The organism is Rudanella lutea DSM 19387, assembly GCF_000383955.1.
Lineage (GTDB): Bacteria > Bacteroidota > Bacteroidia > Cytophagales > Spirosomataceae > Rudanella > Rudanella lutea.
Window position 1 is genome coordinate 1,983,884 of the sequence record NZ_KB913013.1, and the last position, 21,526, is coordinate 2,005,409.

At 54.6% G+C, this 21,526-nt stretch carries 12 protein-coding genes; 5 read left to right on the forward strand and 7 right to left on the reverse strand.

The window, feature by feature from the left end; translation table 11 throughout:
- Positions 1 to 27: 27 nt before the first annotated feature.
- The 6 genes from RUDLU_RS0108200 to ruvA all read right to left on the reverse strand — a co-directional run bounded on the left by RUDLU_RS0108200 (position 28) and on the right by ruvA (position 14,881).
- Entirely contained in the window at positions 28 to 2,349 is a 2,322-nt protein-coding gene (locus tag RUDLU_RS0108200; RefSeq protein ID WP_019987886.1) for a GumC family protein, read from the reverse strand.
- Positions 2,350 to 2,363: 14 nt separating this feature from the next.
- Complete coding sequence (locus RUDLU_RS0108205; protein ID WP_044129382.1) at positions 2,364 to 3,164, reverse strand: polysaccharide biosynthesis/export family protein; 801 nt, start codon at positions 3,162 to 3,164, stop codon at positions 2,364 to 2,366.
- Positions 3,165 to 3,397: 233 nt separating this feature from the next.
- Complete coding sequence (locus RUDLU_RS0108210) at positions 3,398 to 4,534, reverse strand: acyloxyacyl hydrolase (RefSeq protein ID WP_019987888.1); 1,137 nt, start codon at positions 4,532 to 4,534, stop codon at positions 3,398 to 3,400.
- The gene (locus RUDLU_RS0108215) at positions 4,518 to 6,137 is read right to left on the reverse strand and encodes an ArnT family glycosyltransferase (protein ID WP_157580124.1); all 1,620 of its coding nucleotides are present in this window, start codon (positions 6,135 to 6,137) and stop codon (positions 4,518 to 4,520) included. Before RUDLU_RS0108215 ends, RUDLU_RS0108210 begins: the two co-directional genes overlap by 17 nt.
- Before the next feature lie 242 nt (positions 6,138 to 6,379).
- Complete coding sequence (gene sov / locus RUDLU_RS0108220; RefSeq protein WP_019987890.1) at positions 6,380 to 13,996, reverse strand: T9SS outer membrane translocon Sov/SprA; 7,617 nt, start codon at positions 13,994 to 13,996, stop codon at positions 6,380 to 6,382.
- A 288-nt stretch (positions 13,997 to 14,284) separates the two neighbouring features.
- Complete coding sequence (gene ruvA, locus RUDLU_RS0108225) at positions 14,285 to 14,881, reverse strand: Holliday junction branch migration protein RuvA (RefSeq protein ID WP_019987891.1); 597 nt, start codon at positions 14,879 to 14,881, stop codon at positions 14,285 to 14,287.
- Between the two features lie 210 nt (positions 14,882 to 15,091).
- Between ruvA and RUDLU_RS0108230 the strand changes: the two genes are divergently transcribed.
- The 5 genes from RUDLU_RS0108230 to RUDLU_RS0108250 all read left to right on the forward strand — a co-directional run bounded on the left by RUDLU_RS0108230 (position 15,092) and on the right by RUDLU_RS0108250 (position 19,665).
- On the forward strand, positions 15,092 to 15,784 hold the full coding sequence (locus RUDLU_RS0108230; RefSeq protein ID WP_019987892.1) for a response regulator transcription factor: 693 nt from the start codon (positions 15,092 to 15,094) through the stop codon (positions 15,782 to 15,784).
- Positions 15,781 to 17,154: a HAMP domain-containing sensor histidine kinase gene (locus RUDLU_RS0108235; protein ID WP_019987893.1), complete on the forward strand. Its 1,374-nt coding sequence runs from the start codon at positions 15,781 to 15,783 to the stop codon at positions 17,152 to 17,154. The genes RUDLU_RS0108230 and RUDLU_RS0108235 overlap by 4 nt, the downstream gene beginning before the upstream one ends.
- 119 nt (positions 17,155 to 17,273) lie before the next feature.
- Positions 17,274 to 17,597 carry a hypothetical protein gene (locus RUDLU_RS0108240; RefSeq protein WP_019987894.1) on the forward strand — a complete coding sequence of 108 codons (324 nt, stop codon included), beginning with the start codon at positions 17,274 to 17,276 and terminating at the stop codon, positions 17,595 to 17,597.
- A 372-nt stretch (positions 17,598 to 17,969) separates the two neighbouring features.
- The gene (locus RUDLU_RS0108245; RefSeq protein ID WP_019987895.1) at positions 17,970 to 18,758 is read left to right on the forward strand and encodes a prohibitin family protein; all 789 of its coding nucleotides are present in this window, start codon (positions 17,970 to 17,972) and stop codon (positions 18,756 to 18,758) included.
- A 160-nt stretch (positions 18,759 to 18,918) separates the two neighbouring features.
- Positions 18,919 to 19,665 (forward strand): hypothetical protein, encoded by a 747-nt coding sequence (locus RUDLU_RS0108250; RefSeq protein ID WP_044130095.1) that lies wholly within the window; start codon positions 18,919 to 18,921, stop codon positions 19,663 to 19,665.
- A 224-nt stretch (positions 19,666 to 19,889) separates the two neighbouring features.
- Here the strand turns inward: RUDLU_RS0108250 and RUDLU_RS0108255 are convergent, their stop codons facing one another.
- Positions 19,890 to 21,437 (reverse strand): lytic transglycosylase domain-containing protein, encoded by a 1,548-nt coding sequence (locus RUDLU_RS0108255; protein WP_019987897.1) that lies wholly within the window; start codon positions 21,435 to 21,437, stop codon positions 19,890 to 19,892.
- Between the last annotated feature and the right edge of the window lie 89 nt (positions 21,438 to 21,526).

A 21,526-nucleotide genomic window follows, 5' to 3' on the forward strand; every position in this document is an offset into this window, starting at 1 on the left:
TAACCCGGAATAAAAAAGTAGTTGGCGCTAGGCTCGTTTGCCGGTTCGCGCCGGTTTTTTCTCGTCGTAGTACCCCCCGTAGCTGTAGCTATTGTAGTATGCTTCGCCATCGCCCACGGCATTCAGAATCACGTTGAGTTTCTGGAACCGCTGCTCCCGATACCACGTGTCCAGCTGCTTCAGGTACAGTTTGGGCGTCAGGTCATGGCGCACCACATACAGCGTAGCGTCGGCCAGAGGGGCAATCAGTTGCGCATCGGTCACCAGGCCAATCGGCGGTGAGTCAATCAGTACATAGTCGAAATGCTCTTTGAGGGCATTTATCAGCTCGGTCAGCTTCGGGGTGCTGAGTAGTTCGGCGGGGTTGGGCGGAATTGGCCCGCTGGTAACAATAAAGTAGTTGTCGTGGCCCGGAATCTGCCGCAGTATCTCTTCTACCGTCGCGTCACCAATGAGGTAATTGCTAATGCCCGACCCGTGTGCAATACCCAGATTCTTGTGCAGCTTGGGTTTCCGAAGGTCCATTTCCAGCACCACCGTCCGGCGGCCGGTCAGGGCCAGGCTGGCCCCCAGGTTGAGCGAGATAAACGACTTACCCTCACCACTGATGCTCGACGTAAACAACAGAACCTGACTACGCTCGGCATCGGTCCGCAAAAACTGGAGGTTGGTCCGCAGCGTCCGGATTTGTTCGGCCAGAATCGACTGGCTCCGGCCCCGAATCACGATAGCCTCCCCATTTTTGTTCTTGATCAACTCGCCCAGAATCGGTGCCTGCGTCTGATCTTCCACATCGGCCCGGCGCAACACCCGGTTGTTGAGCGCGTCGCGGCCCGCAATCACCCCAATGGGCAACAGCAGCCCCAGCAGGCCAAATACCAGGAAGAAAAACCGCCGAACCGGCTTAATGGGCAGGTTACCCGCGCGGGCAGCATCAATCGTGCGGCTGTCCGAAATGGTCGAGGCAAACGAAACGGCTGTTTCTTCGCGCTTCTGAAGCAGGTACGTGTACAAGCCATTTTTGATCGACTGTTGCCGCGTAATATCCAGCAACGACCGCTCCTTGGCCGGAATCGTCCGAATCATGCTCTCCATGCGGCCATTGTTGGCCATCAGCTGCTGCTGGGTGCTCGCCAGCTGCTTTTTCATGGTTTCTACATTCTCCGTAATGTTGGTACGGGTTTCTTTGATCTGTCCGTCGAGGGTTTGTACAATCGGGTTCAACTCCGAGGTCGTCCGCACGGCCTGCTCCCGCTTCAGTTCCAGTTCCGACAGCCGGTTTACCATACCCAACAGTACCGGATCGGCCAGGCCGAGGGTAGCCGGTGCCAGCCCCTGGCTGCTCGACTGACTCTTCAGATACCGGTCGAGGTCGTTGAGGGCGCTCATCTGAATCTTTACCTGATTCATCTGCACGTCGTTCTGCTGCACCGTCGCCAGAAAATTCTGCGCCTGCGCCCCCAGGTCGGTAATTCCCTGGTTCGACTTATAACGCTCTACATCTTTCTCTACCGACGCCAGTTCGCTCGAGATCAGGGCCAGCCGCTCTTCAATAAAGCGCAGGGTGTTGGCCGCCATCTTGTTTTTGTCGGCAATGGCCGCCTGATTGTATTCTTCGATCAACTCATTGAGCATAGCCTCGCCCCGGTGCGGTACGGCGTCTTCGAGGGTCAGCATAATCACGCTCGATGCCTTTGAGGTTGGCTCGGCCTTGAGCTTCTTCAGAAAGTCGGTGACGGCTTCGGTTTGCGTCACTACCTGCACCCGAACCGGCTCCGTGTTGGCCCCCACGGGCTTCCGATTGAACACCCGCAAACGACCATAGGGCGTCTGTACACTTTCGTTCAGAGGGTACACCTTGCCGTTGATGTCGACCGTCTGATCCGACATAAAGGCAAAATTCAGTTCGCTCTCGTACAGCCTGGGCGTTGGCTTCTCCACAATCAACCGAAAGGGGGCCTCGTACACTTCGCGGTACCCAAACGTAGTCGGCTTGTAGTACCGGGTTGTCAGTTGGAGCCGCGATACAATCTTGTCCATCAGTGTGTACGACTTCAGAATCTCGATCTCATTGTCGACCACCTTCTTGGGGGTAAAGATTTCGAGCTCTTTCAGCACATTGCTCTGATCGAGGCCTTTCTTTTCGTCCTTGATCAACAAACTGGCCTGTACTTTATACACCGGCTGCTGATACAGCAGGTACACGTAGGCAGCCGCCAGCGCGATAGCCATACTCGCCAAAAACCAGGGCCAGTTGCGGGCATATCGCATAAGTACCGCCCGTAAGTTTTTCGATTCGCCCTCGACCATTTGGTACGGGACGTAAGAATAAGTTGAGTCGTTGTTCATAGTACTTCTTGAGTTTACCAGCGTGAAGCAATAATGGCCAGAAAGGATAGGGCACTCAGCACAATAGGGGTGATTTGATACACCCGGTCGACACTCGCGACCCGCGCCTTTACGGGTTCTACATACACCACATCGTTGGGGTGCAGGTAGTAGTAAGGCGACTGAAACACATCGCGCCGGGTCAGATCGAGCCGCACGGAGGTACGCTTTCCGTTTTCTTCACGGATGACAAGCACATTATCGCGCCGACCGTACACGGTCAGGTCGCCCGCCAGCCCCAGGGCTTCGGGCAGAGAAATTTGTTCGTTCGAAATGTTGAAGAGCGATGGCCGGGCCACCTCACCCAGTACCGTGATGCGGAAGTTCAGATTCCGCAGGCTCACCGTTGGTTCTTTGAGATAATCTTTCAGCCGGGTCTGAATCTGGCTAGCTGCCTGCACGTTGGTCAGGCCCGCTACCGCCACCTTACCAATCAGAGGCAGGGTAATGGTATTGTCGGGGGCTACCAGATAGCCGTTGTAGGCCGGCAGGGGCGTTGTTGAGTTCAGCGTCGACGGGGCGGCCGTAAGCGGCTGAGCCGGGTGCGGATTAAAAAAAGCCGACGCTTCGGGGTTGAGACTGCTCACCTGCACCGAAAGCAGATCGCCCGGCCGAATGGTCGCCGAGAAGGGCGCCAAACGAATCGAATCGGGCGTACTCGATATGTCCTGAAAATAGACCAACTGTTTAGGGCTCACGCAACCCGACAACCAGACTAGTAAGAAAAGTCCAGTGATAAATACTCGCTTGCTCACCTCAACAGAAAAACTTGACATATGAATATAAATTATATTAAAAAACAAATTTTATTCCTGCTTTTAGGGCGAATCCCGTCAGAACTTTCTTCCAAGCAGTCAAAGATAAGGCCCGAACAGGATATATAGAAATTATGACTTTATGTTCATGTAATTTTTTTCCAAAAAAACATTACCTACACAAAAGCCATTTACCTACTTAGTCCAGCAAAATAGTACACAGAATATTACTTACACTCAGAAGTGGGTGGTTATCAGAGAGAATACCCCAAAACGAGCTGAATATTCTTCGTATCATCGCCATAGGCCTTTACCGCCACTCCTCCCGTCAGGCCCGATCGGCTTTTGGCCAGCAGGCTGTACTTCTGGTACGTTATCGGATTATACGTAGGGGGGCGGACCACATTCCAGCCCATATGCGCGGTCAGACCGAAGGGCCCCATCCAACATTCGTAGCCCGCCAGCATGGTTACCTGCCGATGCGGCTGATAACTCCCATGCCACCGCCGAAGCTGCTCCCGAAAACTCCGATCGTCGAGCACCTCTACCCCACCCGACAGATAATGGCTCCGCCAAACGGCATACCCGCCCACCAGATTAAGCCCCCAGATGGAGTAGCCGCGCTCCGGGCGGTCGGTGGTGGCCGGCAAAACCCGCGTCGACCCCAGCATGACCATCCGGGCAAGCAGCCGTTTACCCGGTACACCCGGAAGGCATTTGGGCCGTTTGGCCAACTGTGCCCCCGACGCACCGGTAAAATAGGTCATACCAACCGTGAGTGCGGGCGTATTGAGGCCCTGATTCGGTAACCGAACCCCCGCGTTTGACAGGTGTTTTCCTTCCAGCCCAGCCAGCAGCCGCCACCCGGGAGCCACCACGTACCGGGCCAGCAACCCTGCCCCAATCAGGCCATTCAGGGCTGTACCAATGGCCCGGTTGGTCGGGTTGGTTTCGGCATTATAGTGCCGACTCACGTACGAGACACCTGCCAGAATCCGGCCCGAGACTGCCAAACGGCCCCAGCTGAACAGTTGTGGCTCGTAAAACAGCGCGGCCCCCAATGAATGCCCCAGCACGGCCGGGTTCCGAAACGAATAAGCCTGTGCAAAAACACCCGCTCGGGCAAGCGGCCCGCACGGCACACCGTTCTGCTGCCGAACCAGCAGCCGGTTAAACGAAGCCTCTACCCCTACCGCAGCCCGCTCACTGTTGGGCACAAACCGGGCCGGGCTGCCAAGGCCCACCTGCGTACTGAGGCCAAGCTCCCGCTCGTCGGGTACAAGCCGAACCTGCGCCTGTACATCCGTGCGGGCGAGCGCCAGCAGGCTCCCGAGCGTCCCGACGGCCTGCGCAAATCGACGTCTTAGGGGGTTTCTACGGCGTGGAATCATGGTCTCTAAACTGGATTACGTAGGCCGAATGCCGATCAAACAGGGTTATTGGGCGTACAACCCGGTATTGCTCGCCCACCAGATTGGCCGAATCGGCGATGTAGTACGCCCCCGGCACTTTTTGCGAACTACGCCGGAGCACATCGCCCCGTAAGGCCTCAATATGAAATGTGTTGAGGTCGGCACCGCCATCAAACACAATCGTGTTTCGGTACGCATACAGCGGCTTACCCAGCGTGGCCTGAACGGCCTCTTCGGTCTGCTGCTTATACAGCGTACGTTTGGCGGCCCGGCCGGGCAGTACCAGCCAATTGAAGCCTAACCGAATAACCAGCATCACGGCCATTAGCCAGACTAACCGGTTGGCCGACTGCCGGGCCATCTGCACACTCAGTAGGGCCAGCCCAACCGATATACAGCCTGTTTTCCAGACCACGCCGGGCAGTTGTTGGGTAGCCGGCACAAACAGTGTGGCCCAGCACCCAACCGCCAGAATACCGGTAGCCGCCAGCCAGATCCGCTCCACCCAGAACCGGGTTGGCTCGGTTGGCGTACTGTGGTTGGCGTACAGATAAGCCAGCACAGTCAGGAGCAACGGCATCAGGCCAATTAGGTAACGGCCGTAAGTTTGGGGTGAGGTCCAGTACACCAACACGGTAAGCCCAAACGTCAGCGCATTGAACGCAATAAAGGAATGCTGCCGAATAAGGGCGCGAGTTCCGGGCCGGAATAACAGAGCAACCAAAAGCAGGTAGGGCGCAAAGTGGTACAAAACCTCGACCGGAAATGTAAACAGGTGCAGCACGGTTGGCCCAATCCCGAAATGAGCAACCGTCCGTTTTGCACTCTCATTGAACAGTACGCCAGCCACCTCGGCGAGCGGAATCGGGTTACGGCTGAAGTAAGCCGCGTAATACGTGCCCAGCAATCCGGCAAATAGCAACACCCCCGCCAGATGCGCCGGATGCAGCAACCGTTTCCATTGCCGGGTGTATCCCAACCAACCAACCAGTGTCAGCACCTCAAACGCGATTGACGGTAGCCCTTTGAGCATAAACCCAACCGCTGTGAGGGCATAGCTGCTCAGGTACATGAGCGTGTATTTTTGCCGTTGTTCGAAGTGAAACACCAGCAGCATGGCCGTGTACGTAACCCACGAGTAGGTAATCTCGATTAAGCCGAACAACGAATCGTACAGCAATACCCGGCCGGTGGTGAGCGTCATCAGGGCCGCCAGAAACGCGACCGTGGGTGAGGTGTACCGGCACACAAACCCGTAGATTGTCAGCCCGAACAGGAGCAACGAGACAAGCATCGGGAAGCGCAGGGCAAAGGACGAATACGTGCCAAACAGGGCGTATGAACCCAGAATAATCCAGTTGTAGAGGGGCGGTTTGTTGAAATACCGCTCACCGTTGAGGGTTGGTGTGAGGTAATCGCCCGACAGTTTCATTTCGAGCGCAACCAGCGCCCGGCGCGATTCATCGCCCGGATCAAGCGGCATTAACCCCAAGTGCGTTGTCAGGACAACCAGCAAGCCCGCAACCAGTAGTATAACCAGTTGATTCGTAACAATAGGCTTGTTTAGTAACGGTGACGACATAGCAAAGAGTCCAGTGAAGTAGTAGACTACTTTCCCCCAAAGTTGGAACTCACAGCTATTTTATCAAAAATTTATTTGTTAATTTTTTCATATATAATCTAATCTTAACGCCTAAGCTGCTGGCTTGAAGCTGACAAGCGGCCTCAGAGATGTCGTCTTGTTTAAAAAGAAGCGCCCATAGAAAACAAAAGAGATGTCATCTTTCCAAACAAGATGACATCTCAATACGGTAGCAATACTGCTTATTCGGCCAGGTTGAAACGCACCTGTACCCCACCGGCCGTGGTTGCCCGACGGTACGAATTGAGCACGAGTGGATCGTTGAATGTGCGGTCGAAATAGAAATTCAGGTTCAATCGGCGGCTCACGACGTAATTGATCGTGGGGCGAATCTGGAAGTTGTAGTTACCCGACGTCACAATCTGTTCGGCATCGAGCTTACGCTGAATGGCCCGGGTGTCGCGCAGAGTGAACTGAAACTGGAACGTCATATCGTTTTTCAACCGCCGACGCTGCCCGTTAACCATAAAAGGCAACCGGAAATTGTTTTTGGTGTACCCTACCGTTGCCGTAATGTCTTTGTTAGTCAGATCGGCCACCTGCGCGTTGGAGAGGTTGAGCGCTACATCGCGGCTTTGGTTATACTCAAACCGGCCCGACCAGCGGTTTTTGGTCTGGAATTGCACACCCAGCAAGGGGGCAAACCGCTCGGTCATCTGGATCGTGCTCATGACAAACACCGGAATGTACAGGCCTTCGAGCGTGGCCCGGCTCGCCAGTGGGTAGTCCATTACAGCCAGATTGACCAGCATAGCCGAGTAGTCGAGGGCCGACACAAAGTTGCCTACGCTGTAATTCGACGTGTAGCTGTGTGCCAGCGTAAACGAGTTGAACCGTTTACGGAACATCGGCAAGCTGCTCAACCCCGTGTAGTCGATACGCCAGTTGGGCAGGGGGAAATTGTAGAACGGCGACAGGCTCGTTTTCTTCACACTCTGCCCGCTGTAGGCGGCAAAAAACGCCGGAATCAAGACATCCTGCGAGTTGAGCGTATAGCTGCCCGGTCGGCCCGGCTCGGTGGGGTTTACCTGCTGCAACCGCGCCAGAATCTCTTTCCGGTTGTCTTCAAACCGCTTAAACAGGGTCGATGCATTGTTGTTTACCCGCGAGCTAAAGCCCAGATCGTTGAAGGCCGTTCGGAACGACCAGAACGACATGCTGAACTGACCGTTACGCACCGGGCTTTGGCTCTCGAAGTTGCCACCTACGGTTGAAGGCCGGTAAAACTCCTGATACGAGTCGGCACGGGTGAGCCGCATCTGCACGTTCATCCGGAAATCCTTGAACGGCTCCAGGTTGGTGGTTGCCGTGAAGTTTTTGGCAATACTCTGCTGGAACGCCGTGTTGAGCACGGTGCTGTTGGTGAGCCAGCCCCGCTCGGCTGCCTTAATCTGAATCTGCCGATCCTGCGCACCCAGCACAAACGGAAGCCCCGGCGCGCCCGCGCGGTCGAGCCCGAAGAACCGGGGTGTGCTCAGAAAACCGGGCAGAATTGTCGACTCCTGAATGGTGTAGTTGAAGTTGATGCCGCGCACGGTCAGCAGCACCCGCGTGGCCGACTTAAGCAGGCGGTTTTCGTTCCGCACAATTTCCTCAATATCACCAGGACTACGGGCAAAGTTTTTCCGCACCGGCGAGGGCGTATTGGCCCAGCGCAAGGCCCTGATTTTGTTGTACAGCAACACCAGGTCGATACGCCCCGTAATGCCCCGCTCCCGGTTGTTGCGCAGTACGTTGCCAAACGACGCTCCGGTGGAGTCGGTCAGGCCGAAGGCGTTGGCCTGAAACTGGTAGCCCATGCCATAGTTGACATCGGCCGCAATCCAGTCGGTGAGCGGGAGTTTGTCGAGCGGAAGCCGGTAGGTAAACCGCAGATCCTGCTGGTAGTTTTTGATCCGCCCCAGTTTCTGCACGCTCTGCCAGATCGAGTCCCGTTTCCAGGTCCGATCAATGTCGCCCGCTGGCTCGTCGATGATGGCGTTAGCCTGCGACTTGTAGGTGAGCAACAGGTTTTTGGTCAGGTTCCAGGTAATGTCGTAGTACCGGTTGAACAGGAAGTATTTCTCAAACAACGGAGCCACACCGAGGGTAGTCAGACCCGTTCCGCCACTGCCCGCAGCAGTGGGATCAGCATTGCGGAGCTGGGTTTTGATGAAACTCCGGTCCATATCTGTCCGTATCGACACCACGGAGGGTACCAGGCTCAGATTGAAATCTTTCAGCCAGAACAGGTACTTGCGCTCCAGACTTTTCACGTTCCTGAACGGCTCAATCACGCGGGGTTGCGGGCTGTACGTGTACGTAATGCCCCCCCGGTACTGCCGTTGCAGGTACTGATCGGTCAGAATATTGGTACGCTCAATGTCATTAAAGGCATACGAGAACCCGAAGTTTTCGACGTCGTAAAAATGATTCTTCGCGTTGGGGTTAGTTTTCACCTTCCGCACGTTGGAGAGGTTAATACCTCGGCGCATGGTGCGGTCTTCAACCATCCGGCGGTAGGCCGACCGGGCCGAGCCATCGGGGAAGGCCAGCAACGACTGTTCGAGCTTCACGTCGGGGTCGAGCGGGTCAAACTGCGGGGCAATCCGGCGGGAATCGACGTTGAAATACATCGGAATCCGAAGGCCCCACTTTTCGGGGAAGAGCTTGTCGATCGACACCGCCGACGATACCCCGTACTCCACCGTGAGGTCGCGCGTGCGCTCGCCTACTTTGGTTTGCACCCCGCCAAACCCGAAGGTTGTAAACTTACCGGAGGCCGTCACGTTGGCAAAGTCGGCCAGTTTAACGTTCATGGCCACTACCCCGGCCTTACCGGCGGTTTGGTCGTAGCCGTTGGTACGGAGTTCGTTCACCCAGATCGTAAACGTTTTGGGTTGCTGATCGGCCGAACGCGGGTTGCGCACTCCGATCATCACCGACTGCACCGCGCTTAGGTCGGGGTTACCCACTACCGTAATCTTGTACACCTTCGACGGGTCGTCGGGGTCGACGGCCTGTCCCTCGTAAGGCACCGCCGACCGACGGGTCAGCTCCCCATTCCGCCGGACTTTCAGGTCGATCAGGTCCTGTAGAAGAATATCTATTTCGTTCTCGTTGGGCCATACTTCGGTATCGGCAATGGCCGACGAAGGGGTGGCCCGCAGACCGGGCGTTTCAATTTCGTAATAATTGTCGGTAAAGTCAGTACCGATCCGCATGAAGGCCGCTACCTGTCCGCTTTCGTCCTGCTCGTTGTGCATGTGCACAAACATCTTGAGCCGCTTGCGGAATTGCAGGTCGAGGTTGGTGATGCGGAAAGCGCCCCGCGAGTCGCCATCGCGCAGGTTGGTTACGCTCAAGGCCATCGACTGCTCGTTGAGCTCTACGTTGGCAATCTGCGTAAAGTCGCGGTCGCGCTGGAAGCCCGGCGGCACCGTGTACCGATATTTAGTTTGCGCCACCCCACCCCCGGTAACGGCCGTTGTGCTTTGGCTGTTTTCTTCGATATTGACCGTAGTTACTTTAAACTGAGCGTCGTACGGCTCGGGCACCTCCTGCAAACCACGCTGATTCAGGTCGCCCGTAAACCGGCGATATTGGTTCGCTTCCAGTTGAAGCTGCCCAAACCGAAGCACTACGGGCTCCTGAAAATCAGTCAGGTACATCCGAATAAACCGGATCGATTTGAAGCCGTTGATGTTGCCGACCTTCCGGGCAAAGTCGCGCACCGGAATCCGAAACTGGTACCAGGTAGTCCCCTCCGTTTCGATTTTATCAACAATGTAGCCCCGACCCACCTGCAACTGTCCCGGCCGCAGATCAATGGGGTACTCGTAGTAGGCTTCGTTGTCGTTGATGGTATTGTCGACGTTCAAATCCTCAATATCGGGCAGGTTGGTCGACGATGGCGTCAGAAACTGGTTGCGGTTGTTGAGGTCTTTGGAGTTGCCATCCATGCCCATAAACTGCTTATACCGGGCTACGATGTACTTAGCCGAGTCGGCCTGCGGTCCGAGGTAGAACCGGAAGTCGTCGTTGGAGGGGTCGCTCTGAATCTGCTCAAAGGCATCGGCATTGACCCGGGGCCGAATCTGGGTGAGGAAGTCCGCAAACTTCTGCTGCTCTTCAGCATTGGTTAACCCGTCGAGGCCCACGTCCTGCCGTTCGAGGTCACCGGCCTGATTTGAGAAGGCATTGGTCACAAACTGCTGCCGGGTCACCTTACCCCAGGCCGTGGTGTCGTTGTCGGGGCCCCGGTCTTCGGGATTTACTTTCAGGCCGTTCTCAAAATTGAACCGACCATCTTTCACCACGTCTTCCGAAATATCGCCGAGGTTAAAAATCAGCCGCCCGCCCGTCGTGTTGGGCTTGTTGCGCGAGTCGTCGGGGAAAGCCCGCACCTTGCCCCGCTCACCGGGCAAAAATGGGTCCATCATCCAGAAGGTCAGCGTTTCGACGTTGGCATTGTCGAAATCAATATCCGAACCCACAGCCCGCGTTACCGAACCGAAGTTCTGGCGTGGGTTGGGCAGAAAGCCCTCGCGGGTCAGGTTGGGGTTATAGTTGTACATACCCCGCTCGCTGGGGAAGTAGGCTACGTCGAGGATTTGGGTTGGCAGTACAACGGTTGGCGTTGAGCGACCGGGAAACAATTGATTGGGCAAAAAGTACTGCTCGTAGAAATTCCGCTTGTCTTCTTCCGACAGGTTGAGCGGAATAGCCCCCGGCAAGGTATTGTTGTAAATGGTCTGGTCGACGCTGTACACCGAAATTTTGGCGCGGTTGTAGGCGTACTCCAGCGGATTCTGAATCGTCCCCTGCGGAAACTGGAGCGGGGTGGCTCCCAAACGCCAGCGAGTCGGCTGCCGGGTCAGGTCGAAGATGGTCCGGGCAGCCTCGAAATCATCGATAAAGGAGTTATCGTTCACGCGGGGCGCCACGCCGGGAAAAAGCTGAGCCACCTCGGCCTGTAACGCGATGGTCGACAGCTCTTTGGTTTGGAGGAACGGTAGCTTGTCGACGAAGCGGGTCAGGCCGGGCAGTTCTTTCCGGAGGTTCAGGTTGAAGCCCAGAATCGTGTTGTTGACCGGCTCGTTGCCGATGGCCACGCGGGTCAGAAAACCGGCGGGGGTCTCGCGCATGTTCATGGCCGTCATACCCACCGAAATGTCGGGACTGATGGCGTAGTCGAGCCGGGTACCGATGAGTCGGCGAATCTGGTTCTGGAACAAGTCGGGCTGTTCGTAGGCAATCCGGATTTCGCGGCCCGATGCCACCACACTCTCATTCAGAATTCGGAGCTGGCCCGTCGAAGCCTCGAAAATATAATCGGCCCCGGCCGATAAAGGAACGCCCCCGGCCGATACCTGCACCGATTCTTCTTTCACCCCAAACGGCAACTGCACGGACGGCCCTACGCCCGACTGCACACTTCCTTTGAGGAAAAACTTGTTGCGGTCGGGTACCTGAATGGCATCGGCCAGGGTCAGGCGGTACAGCTCGTTGAATACGTACTTGGCCCGCAGGTCTTCTTCGGCATCGGTAAACTGCCGCGACAGGTACGAGCCAAACGGTTCGAGCACGGGAAAGATAATCCGGCCGAAGCGCGGATCGACGGTTACGTTTTCGACAAAGTCGAAGTTGCCGTCGGGCTGCTTATCGAGCTGCTGGTTCAGCTGGTCCATGTTGAACACCTGCACCAGCGGCCGGTCGCGCAGGTTCTGCCCCTCCTGCAAATTGGGGTTATCGATACCCGTCTGATCGTCTTTGTACACGATTCGGAGCTGAAAGCCCTGCCGGTTGATCTGCTGACCAGCCATCGCACCGGCCCCGCCCATGCCCCCTACCCCGCCGAGGGTATAGATGTTTTTCATCATCAGGTCCCACATCGGCAGTTGCAGGTTGTTGCGGATGGTGGCCGACTTCAGCATTTTCAGCACCAGCACCTCATTGTCGCGCCGGTTCTGGTAGTCTTCGGTCAGTTCACCCACCTTGTAGCTCCGCCCCTGATAGGTGTATTCGAAGGCAACGGCCAGTACCTCGTCGTTGCGCAAGGGCGTCAGCAACGAGATGTAGCCCAGCTCAGGATGAAATTTATACTCCCGGTCGGTCAGGCGTTTGGCCCCCCGCAACAGGTCGTAGTCGACGCCTTTCTGGAAACCAAACTGCCCATCGAGCACAAAGCTTGCCCGGTCAACCTGCCGAATATCGGGGTTATTCCGAAGGCGGTCGTACAGCGTATTCGAGCGGTTGTCAGCCGTAGCCGAGCCAGCAATAATCTGCACATTCGGGTTGTTGGGGCTGTTGAGCCGCCGGTTTTCGCCCAGATCGGAGAAAGCCGCCAGGTTACGTAGGGTTTCGGTGGTATTGGTCCGGTTGGTAACGTAGACCTCCAAACGCGTAATGGTCACACCCGTAGTAATCATGGGCAGCGACCGTAAACCCCGCTCGTAATTGTCGCGGAAAAACTGCGACAGGAAGAAGTGTCGGTTCTCGTCGTACTGATCGGCCCGGAGTTCGTAGGGCCGCCCAATGGTGCCGCCCCGCAACACAATCTCCTGCTTGCGTGAGCGTTGCTGCGAGCCCACCAGCGTAGCATTGAGCCGCCCAAACCGGAGCTGCGATTTGAAACCGAAGAGATTTTGCACCCCCGGAATCAGCTGACTGTTGATGGGCCAGCTAATGTTTCCCAACTCAAGGCCTTGAATGATGCTTTCGTTCTTGGGCGTAAAATCAGGAATCGAAGGCGCTCCCAGCCCCTGCGTGAGGTTACGCCCATTGGGCAAGCCACCGGGTAAACCACCAGGCAGTCCGCCGGGCAAACCGGGTGGAAGCAGGCCCTGCGGTTTGTAATTCAGCTTGAGGGCATTCTCAAAGTTAAAGCTCGCTTTGGTATCGAAGTTGGCCAGCATACCGAGCCGCTCACCAATCTTACCATTGAAGTTGATGTTGATCTGCTCGTTGAAGATAAAGTTGCCCTGCCGCCGTTGCTGTACCGGAATGGCCGGGTTGTCGATAAACTGATGCAGATACCCAAAGTCGAGCATCACAAACCCATTGGGTTTAAAATCGACCTGCGAACCACCAAACAACCGGTCGACCACAGGCGGCAACTCCAGTTTGGGAAGCAACCCACGCCCCCGAACGGCACTTTGTCCGTCGCGCTGCGCACTGTAATCACGCCAGAGCGACTGCTGTGCGCGCCCGTTTTGCAAACGCTGATACTCACTAAATGGAATACTCTCGGCCGGCCGAAACGGCAATGTACCGACGCCCGGCGTGGCCACGCCGGGCGGGTTTGTATTGGAGACCGGAGCCTGTGGAGAAACACCGGGCGTCGCCACGCCCGGCGTACCGACGCCCGGCCGTACCTGTTCGTAAACCGACAGGCGATCACGGCTGTCGAGCCGAATATCGGTCGCTACGCCCTGCGGGTCGCGCAGGATAAACGGGGAGCGGGATGTGCGTTCGGAAAACCGGGTGGCGTAGCGGTCGGGCCAGTTAACGGTAGGTCGCCGATTGGCCGAGCGGGCCGCCCGAATGCTATCGGCGCGTTCCTGAGCGGCCAGACGGGCATTGGCACGACGGGTCGAGTCGGCCTGTTGGGCTGCCTGAGCCGCCGGGGTGGTATTGCGCCGGGGTACGGTTCCGCGCCGACCGCTTTGGGCCAGTGCGTTCGTATTCAGCACGCTAACGGCCGAAACCCCCAGCGTTGCACACAGCAGCCATTGGGCCACAGCCTGCCGCCTGATCCGGCGTTGAAGCGTAGTCACAGAGGTAAACAAGAAGTCGTGAACAAGGTAAGGGTTCACCATTGGTAATGCGTCAAATCGGTGGTGTGACAGATCACGATACGGCAACTGCACAGGTCTTCACTTCAAACGGCGAACATCGTGCCAATCGTATAAACAGGGAACAATGAACAACGAACAATGAACAGTTATCAACGAACAGTGAACAACGAACAATCCGGTACTCAGAAAGCGCAGATGAAAAGCAGTGTATGAGCTTCTAAAAAAATAATGCACTAATCATCAACAACAAAGGATCACCATTTAGCGCCAACTGTTCACTGCTCGTTGTTCGCTGTTAGTTTTTGGTTGTCAGCGCAGTGCCCGACGAATTACGTCTTCAACGCTCAGGTCGGCACCATCGGCACTTTGCAGAATAGAATCGACATTTTTCTCGGCCAATGGGCGCTGAAAGCCGAGGGCCATCAGAGCAGCCAGGGCTTCTTCGCGGACGGGATTAGCACCCGCCACCTGCCGGTACGTGGGCCCGTCGGGGATAACACCGGCCTTCTTCATCTTGTCTTTTAACTCCAAAATAATACGTTGGGCCGTTTTGGCACCTACCCCTTTGATGCTTTGCACCACCCGGACATTCTCCGACAAAATAGCCATGCGGAGGTCAGACGGGCTCAGGGCCGACAAGGCCATCAGGGCGGTATTAGGCCCCACCCCCGACACGCTGATTAAGTCCTGAAACAGGGTTTTTTCGTCGCCACTCGCAAATCCGTAGAGGAGTTGGGCATCTTCCCGAAAAATATGGTGGGTAAACAGCTTCACCTTGTCGCCCCCGCCGGGAAGTGTTGAGTACGTGGCCAAAGAGATATGAACCGCGTAGCCTACGCCTTTCACGTCGATGATAGCGTAAGTTGGCTCTTTGTAAGCCAGCGTTCCGTCTAAGTATGCAATCATGCCTTAATGGCGTCTCGTTTAGAGGGTTACTAATCGGTAAATATACACAAAAAGGGGGAGAATAACCCAACGTATACTATACCGGTCTGCAAGCCATGACAAAGATTATGCCTCTCCATTTATGACACATGTTGAATCCGAAAATTTTTAAACTTTCCTGAATTGAATGTCGTATATGGAATATTCCATTCACAATCATTACTTTCTACCATGGCCCCTATTGCCCGCCTGCTTGTTGTTGAGGATGAAGTTAAGGTCGCTACATTTATTAAAAAGGGACTCGAAACCCAGTCGTACTCTGTTGATGTAGCCTATGACGGCCGCGAAGGCAAACGGCTTTTCTCGTCTGATGCCTACGACCTAATTGTGCTCGACGTAAACCTCCCCTTTTTGAGTGGCCTTGAGCTGGCTGAATATATCCGCAGCAAGAATGCATCCCTCCCTATTCTGATGCTGACAGCACTCGACACAACCACCGATAAACTGTTGGGTTTTGAAGCCGGTGCCGACGATTACCTGGTGAAACCATTCGAGTTTCTGGAATTAATAGCTCGGGTGAAAGCGCTTCTGCGTCGGCACAGCGGTCCGGCCGATGGACGGAAACAAAAACTACAATTCGCCGATCTTGAATTGGATCTCGACGCCAAAGTGGCCCGCCGACAAGGTGACGTCATCGAACTGACCGCCCGCGAGTTTACCTTGCTCGATTATTTGATGCAGAATCCGGGCCGGGTTGTTTCACGGATCGATATTGCTCAACATGTATGGGACATCAATTTCGACACGGGCACCAACGTCATTGACGTATACGTAAACTATTTACGTAACAAAGTTGACAAGCCTTATAACCAGAAACTGATTCATACGGTCATTGGCATGGGCTATGTCCTGAAAGATAAATGAACGTTATCCTGACTATTCGCGCCCGACTTGCACTCCTTTTCACGGCGGTTGTGTCGTTGTTGCTACTCATCTTTTGTCTTCTGATTTATACCGTTGCAGAGCGTTTTCGGCAGCGCGAATACAAAGAACGGCTCCGCGAAGAAGCCCTCACGTCTGTGGAGCTCCTGTTTGGGAAAGAAACGATCAACCCCGACCTGTTTAAACTCCTCGACAGGAACCAGATGACAGTTCTTAATCAGGAAGAAATCATTATCTACAATCATCGCAACCAGATTATTTATGAAAGCGGCTCCGACTACCTCGATGTAAGCAAACATCAGCTCGATCAGATACGCCTTAAGGGCGAGTTGTTCTGGCGCGAAGGAGACCGCGAAATTGTGGGTGTTCCGTATGCCGACCGGCTCAATCGGTTCGTGGTGGTTACTTCAGCCATCGACAAGTACGGATTCAGCAAGCAGCGCGGGTTAGCTATTATGCTGGCGGTGGGTTGGCTACTCGCAACGGTCGTTGTGGCTGTTACAGGCTACTACTTTGCCCAGCGTATGCTACGGCCTATTCAGCGAATGGTACAAGAAATTGACTTGATCACGGCCTCGGCCCTCAACCGACGACTGCACGAAGCCAACAACAACGACGAACTGACCCAGCTGTCGCGTCGGTTCAATCGGATGCTCGACCGGCTCGAAGAAGCGTTTCGTATGCAGCGGGCCTTTGTCTCCAATGCCGCCCACGAACTCCGCACCCCCCTGACAGCCATCACGGGTCAGCTGGAAGTATCGCTCATGACCGACGAAAGCCCGGCTGACCTGAAGGCAACCATTATCTCGGTTCTCGACGACGCGAAAGGTCTTAACCGATTGGCCAATGGCCTGATGAGCCTCGCCAACGCCAGCCTCGACGAGTCGGCCGTGCGGATGCAACCGGTAGCTGTGGATGAGGTTCTCTGGCAAGTACGCCAAACCCTGAGTAAACAACATCCCAACTATGCCGTGCTGCTCGAACAGCCCACGTCACAGCCAAGCTATGCCTGGCAAATAACAGGTAACGATAGCTTGTTGCAGTCGGTGTTTTATAACCTGCTCGAAAACGGGGCCAAGTTCTCGCCCAATCATACGGTCAGGGCCCGTTTGAGTGCCAGCACTACTGAACTGACTCTTTGGATACAAAACGATGGCCCACCCCTACCGGCCGATGAATTACCGCATATTTTTAAGCCTTTCCGGCGGGGCAGCAACGGCAAAGACATTCATGGTCACGGCATTGGACTCTCACTTACCGAGCGTATTGTACGGTTGCATCGTGGCCGCATCAGTGTTGAGTCGAGTACCGAACAGGGGACTATTTTCACGCTCGTGCTCCCCCTTCAATAGGTTAAACGCCCCCTGCTGATAACTTCTAATTTATTTCTAATAGCTCCCTAACATACGCTTAATCAGGCCTTTTTAGATTCGCAGCGTAGCACCTTGAGTAAACAGCCCTGCCGACGCTTATGAATCGTTATGTTATCGATCACTCCGCCAATCATCACGCCCGTCCGCCGGCTGGTAGCCCCCCCAACCGACGGGTGCGGGTAGCCCTACCGTGGTGGGTGTTGTTGGTTTGCTGCTTCGGTTGCGCCATGAGCCTGGCGGGCTGGGTACATTCAAACCGGGCCAATCGGCAACTACAGCAAGCCCATGATTTTCTTCGGGTTCGGTACGACTCGCTGCTGGCCAGTCAACTCGAAACCGAACGACAGCATCTGCAATTTCGGCAACTACTCGACTCACTAAACAATCGGGCTACGGCACCCTCGCAACCGGCCCAACCATAAAGTATTTTACTCTCTTTCAGTAGCATACCTCCTTTTTACGCCTGCTGATACCTGACCCCGGCTGCCTGAAGTTGTTCGGGGCTTTACCCGTGCCGCTTATCGGTACGGGCGGTTTGTTACGGCCTATTGTTAAATGCTATCACGTTGCAACCCTCGGGGCCGTCCTGTGGCAACGCCAAAGCATTGGGCAGTACACGCTCTCGGGTCTACCGTTGCCACGGTAAACTCTAATTGCTTTCTAATTAGAGACTAATTCAAGCCTAACCCCTCTGTCTCACCTTTGTTCTGTCAATCAACGACAGGCTAATGAACCAAACAACTTGCACCGGACATCCGGGTAAGACGCCATAAACTAAACAACAAATAACCATCATGAAACCCCAATCATTCATCATAGCTGGTATGGCCCTCCTAACTCTCAGTAGCTGCGCGGTAGTCCGTCAGGGTGAGGTAGGCGTAAAGCGCACTCTTGGTAAAATTCAGCCGACGGCCCTCTCTGAAGGCCCCAAAGTCTTCAATCCGTTTATTACGCGCATTATTAAAGTACCTACCCGCACCGTCAATATTGAAGTTCGTTCTCCATTACCTTCCAAAGAGGGTCTGACGGTTCAGTCGGATGTATCTATTCTGTACCGGGTAGAAGGTGCTCAAGCCCCCAAGATTGTGGAGCAGATTGGTCGCTCATACGAAGAAGTCGTGATTCTGCCCGTATTCCGCTCGGCCGTAGCCGATGTAGCCTCTCGCTATTTTGCGAAAGACATGCACACGGGGCAGCGGGCCGAAATTGAAAAGGCCATTCGGGAGCTAATGACCCAACAACTCAAAGGGCGGGGATTCCTGGTAGAATCGGTACTGCTCAAAAGCATTTCGTTGCCCCCCGGCCTGACCAAGGCAATTGAAGATAAACTGGCGGCTGAGCAGGATGCCCAACGCATGCAGTTTGTACTCGACAAGGAGCGGCAGGAAGCGCAACGCCGGGTCATCGAAGCCGAAGGTGTACGCGATGCTCAGAAGATCATCAATGAGGGATTAACCCCTATGCTGATCAAGTTCAAGTCGATTGAGGCTTTTAATAAGTTGGCTAATTCGCCCAACACCAAGGTTATTTTCACCAATGGCGATGCTCCTCTCCTGATGGCGCAGGACGCCAAACTGGAATAACACAATCTCACCAAGCTCCTGTTGACCTTACTCAGACTTGAGCTCATCCATACCCTTCATACCTTCTTTTTTAGAGATGGCATTTCAGTAAGGGAGATGCCATCTCTTCATGTACAGCCCCAAAAACCTTAAAAAAGTACAGAAAATTATACAGTTCATCATGACAACTATATTACGGTCCGTTGTGGCCATGCTTGTAGGGATTATTGGTTTGGGTTTGAGTGCCAAGGCTCAACAAAACCTCTTCAACATTCCCTCTGGCGATATTACGCCCGAAAAGAAAGTCTTTTACCAGCATCAACTCAATGTGTACACAAAACAAATTGAATCGAAAGGGCACTTTGTGTATGGCTTGGGCAAAGGCTGGGATGCCGGTGTAAATGTGGTAGGCAAAGCGGCCTATTTTCGGCCACGATGGCGGTTAAATCACAACGACGAACGTCGGCTGGGGTCGGTTTCGCCTATTGTACTGGCTACACTTCAGAAACAGTTTAAGGTATCGCCCCGGGTAGCGGTCAATCTCGGTACCCAATCGGGAACCAACCTGTTTAGCCATACCACCCGGCGTGAGTTTGCGCACTTTACTTACGGGCTGGTTAAATACGAACTCAGCCCCGGCCGTAAGGTAGTAGCCGGGCCTTACGTCAGTAACTCAGCCTTTGCCGGTGCTGGCAACCATACAGGTCTGATGCTGGGTTATGAATGGAAACTAAATGATAAATGGTACCTGATGGGCGACTGGATTTCGGGGCGCAACGAGCAAAGCGTAGGCGTAGCCGGCGTCATGTATTGGGCTACCAAACACGTGCAGTTTTGCGCCGGAGCCATTCTGCCCAACCCCCAAACACCCAAACAAAACGGAATTGTGTTTGAAATCAATATTCTGGGCTGGGATGCCGACCATTAATATCACGCCAATAAATCCTTAAGTGAATGAATAATGTAAAATGCATAATTGAATTTCCTACTCAAAACCAGTCATTTAATTGTACATTTCACTTTGTTCATTATACATTTAATTCAGTCTGAGTACTTAATTCCTGTAAATCATAAACTAAGGATTCAGCCTTTTACACGAATAGACCCGTTTACCGGGCTATTCGTATAATCTAAGCAGGCTCAAGATAGCCACTACCCCACAATGAGTTTCTGGCCTGGCTTGAGGGCATTGCCCCGGATTTTATTAACTTTCTTCAGTTGCTCAATCGTCAGGCCGTCGTACCGCTGGGCAATGTTCCAGAGGGTGTCGCCCTGCTGTACCCGGTGGTAACGGGTTTTGATCGGCTTGCGGGCGGCTACCGACTTCGTTTTGGTGGCTTTCGACGTACCCTGATCGGCCAGGGCTTCGGCCTGGGTTTCGCCTACATCGCTCAGGATAACCAGCTTTTGCCCTACCGCAACGGTGTTCGACGTAAGCTTGTTCCACTTTTTCAGGTCGTACAGCTCTACCCCAAACCGCTCGGCAACCCGGAATAGCCCTTCACCTTTCTTCACCACGTACGTGATCTTTTTGGGCTTCTGCACCAACACTTCGTCCACATCGTCGGGGGCGGGTTCGTCATCACTCAGGATGGGCGCATTTGAGGCCAACAGTGTCGTGGGCTGTTGCGCACTTAACCGCGACAACGAAAACCGGTCGTTATCCTGCACCTGTTTGAGGGCATCGTACTGAACTCCCTCGGCATCGGCCAGCAGAATATGATCCATCACGTTGGGCATCCGGCTCGCCGAATCCAGAATTGCCTTCCGATGCCGCTCAAAATACGCAAACTGATCGCTGGGCACACGGAGCATAAAGTTGCGCGTGTACGGAGGCAACACCCCCGTTGTGATGTGCGGGTTCAGTTTCTGCATATCAGACACGGGAATGCCGGTCTGTTTGGCAAACGTGACTACGTTGAAGTAGTTGTTCACGTGAATCGTATCGAACGGAATAGGATAATCAGGCGCTTCGGGCGTAATACCGTGGTCGGCGGCATAGTTAATTACGTACGTAAAGGCGATAAACTGCGGTACGTAGGCCCGGGTTTCTTTGGGCAGGTAGTCGTAAATCGTCCAGAACGAGTCGCCCCCCGACCGGCGCATGGCGCGCTTCACGGTGCCGGGCCCCGAGTTGTAAGCCGCCAGAGCCAGCGGCCAGTCGCCGAAAATACGGTACAAGTCGCGGAGGTACTTACAGGCGGCTTCGGTCGCTTTTACGGGCTCCATCCGCTCGTCAACGTAATCGTCCTGATACAAACGCATATCGCGGCCGGTGCCGGGCATAAACTGCCAAAGACCACCCGCACCCGCGTGCGACACGGCTCGGGGATTAAGCCCCGACTCCACAATCGAGAGGTATTTCAGTTCGTCGGGGAGGTTGTACTGAGCCAGCAAACGCTCATACAGTGGGAAGAACATCGGCATCCGCTCCAGCATGGTGCGGGTGTAGCTGGGTTTCCTGAACAAAAAGTGATCGACAAACCCATGAACCGTTTTATGGTACGGCAGCGGAATGGTTTTCTGCAACTTGGGCAGCCGTTCCTGCAGGAGCGCTGCGGGTACCGAGGGGGTACTGGTGTATTCTTCAACCACCACCACTGAATCGGCGCGGGTGGTATCGGCCGCAAACGGGCGGGCCGCCAAACAAACTGTACTGAAACCAAGCAGGCTCACAATCACAACGGCTGCTTTCCTCATGCTGCGTTTTGGTTTTAGGGGTTTATCAGAAAATGCATAATGAATAATGGATGATGAACAACAAGTAGTTACACTGATTATCAATCCCT

Bases quoted from the DNA above. Each gene is read 5' to 3' on its own strand.
- sov (WP_019987890.1), bottom strand. From the start codon at position 13,996: ATGGTGAACCCTTACCTTGTTCACGACTTCTTGTTTACCTCTGTGACT.
- RUDLU_RS0108215 (WP_157580124.1), bottom strand. From the start codon at position 6,137: ATGTCGTCACCGTTACTAAACAAGCCTATTGTTACGAATCAACTGGTT.
- RUDLU_RS0108200 (WP_019987886.1), bottom strand. From the start codon at position 2,349: ATGAACAACGACTCAACTTATTCTTACGTCCCGTACCAAATGGTCGAG.
- RUDLU_RS0108250 (WP_044130095.1), top strand. From the start codon at position 18,919: ATGACAACTATATTACGGTCCGTTGTGGCCATGCTTGTAGGGATTATT.
- RUDLU_RS0108210 (WP_019987888.1), bottom strand. From the start codon at position 4,534: ATGATTCCACGCCGTAGAAACCCCCTAAGACGTCGATTTGCGCAGGCC.
- ruvA (WP_019987891.1), bottom strand. From the start codon at position 14,881: ATGATTGCATACTTAGACGGAACGCTGGCTTACAAAGAGCCAACTTAC.
- RUDLU_RS0108230 (WP_019987892.1), top strand. From the start codon at position 15,092: ATGGCCCCTATTGCCCGCCTGCTTGTTGTTGAGGATGAAGTTAAGGTC.
- RUDLU_RS0108205 (WP_044129382.1), bottom strand. From the start codon at position 3,164: ATGTCAAGTTTTTCTGTTGAGGTGAGCAAGCGAGTATTTATCACTGGA.
- RUDLU_RS0108245 (WP_019987895.1), top strand. From the start codon at position 17,970: ATGAAACCCCAATCATTCATCATAGCTGGTATGGCCCTCCTAACTCTC.
- RUDLU_RS0108255 (WP_019987897.1), bottom strand. From the start codon at position 21,437: ATGAGGAAAGCAGCCGTTGTGATTGTGAGCCTGCTTGGTTTCAGTACA.
- RUDLU_RS0108240 (WP_019987894.1), top strand. From the start codon at position 17,274: ATGAATCGTTATGTTATCGATCACTCCGCCAATCATCACGCCCGTCCG.
- RUDLU_RS0108235 (WP_019987893.1), top strand. From the start codon at position 15,781: ATGAACGTTATCCTGACTATTCGCGCCCGACTTGCACTCCTTTTCACG.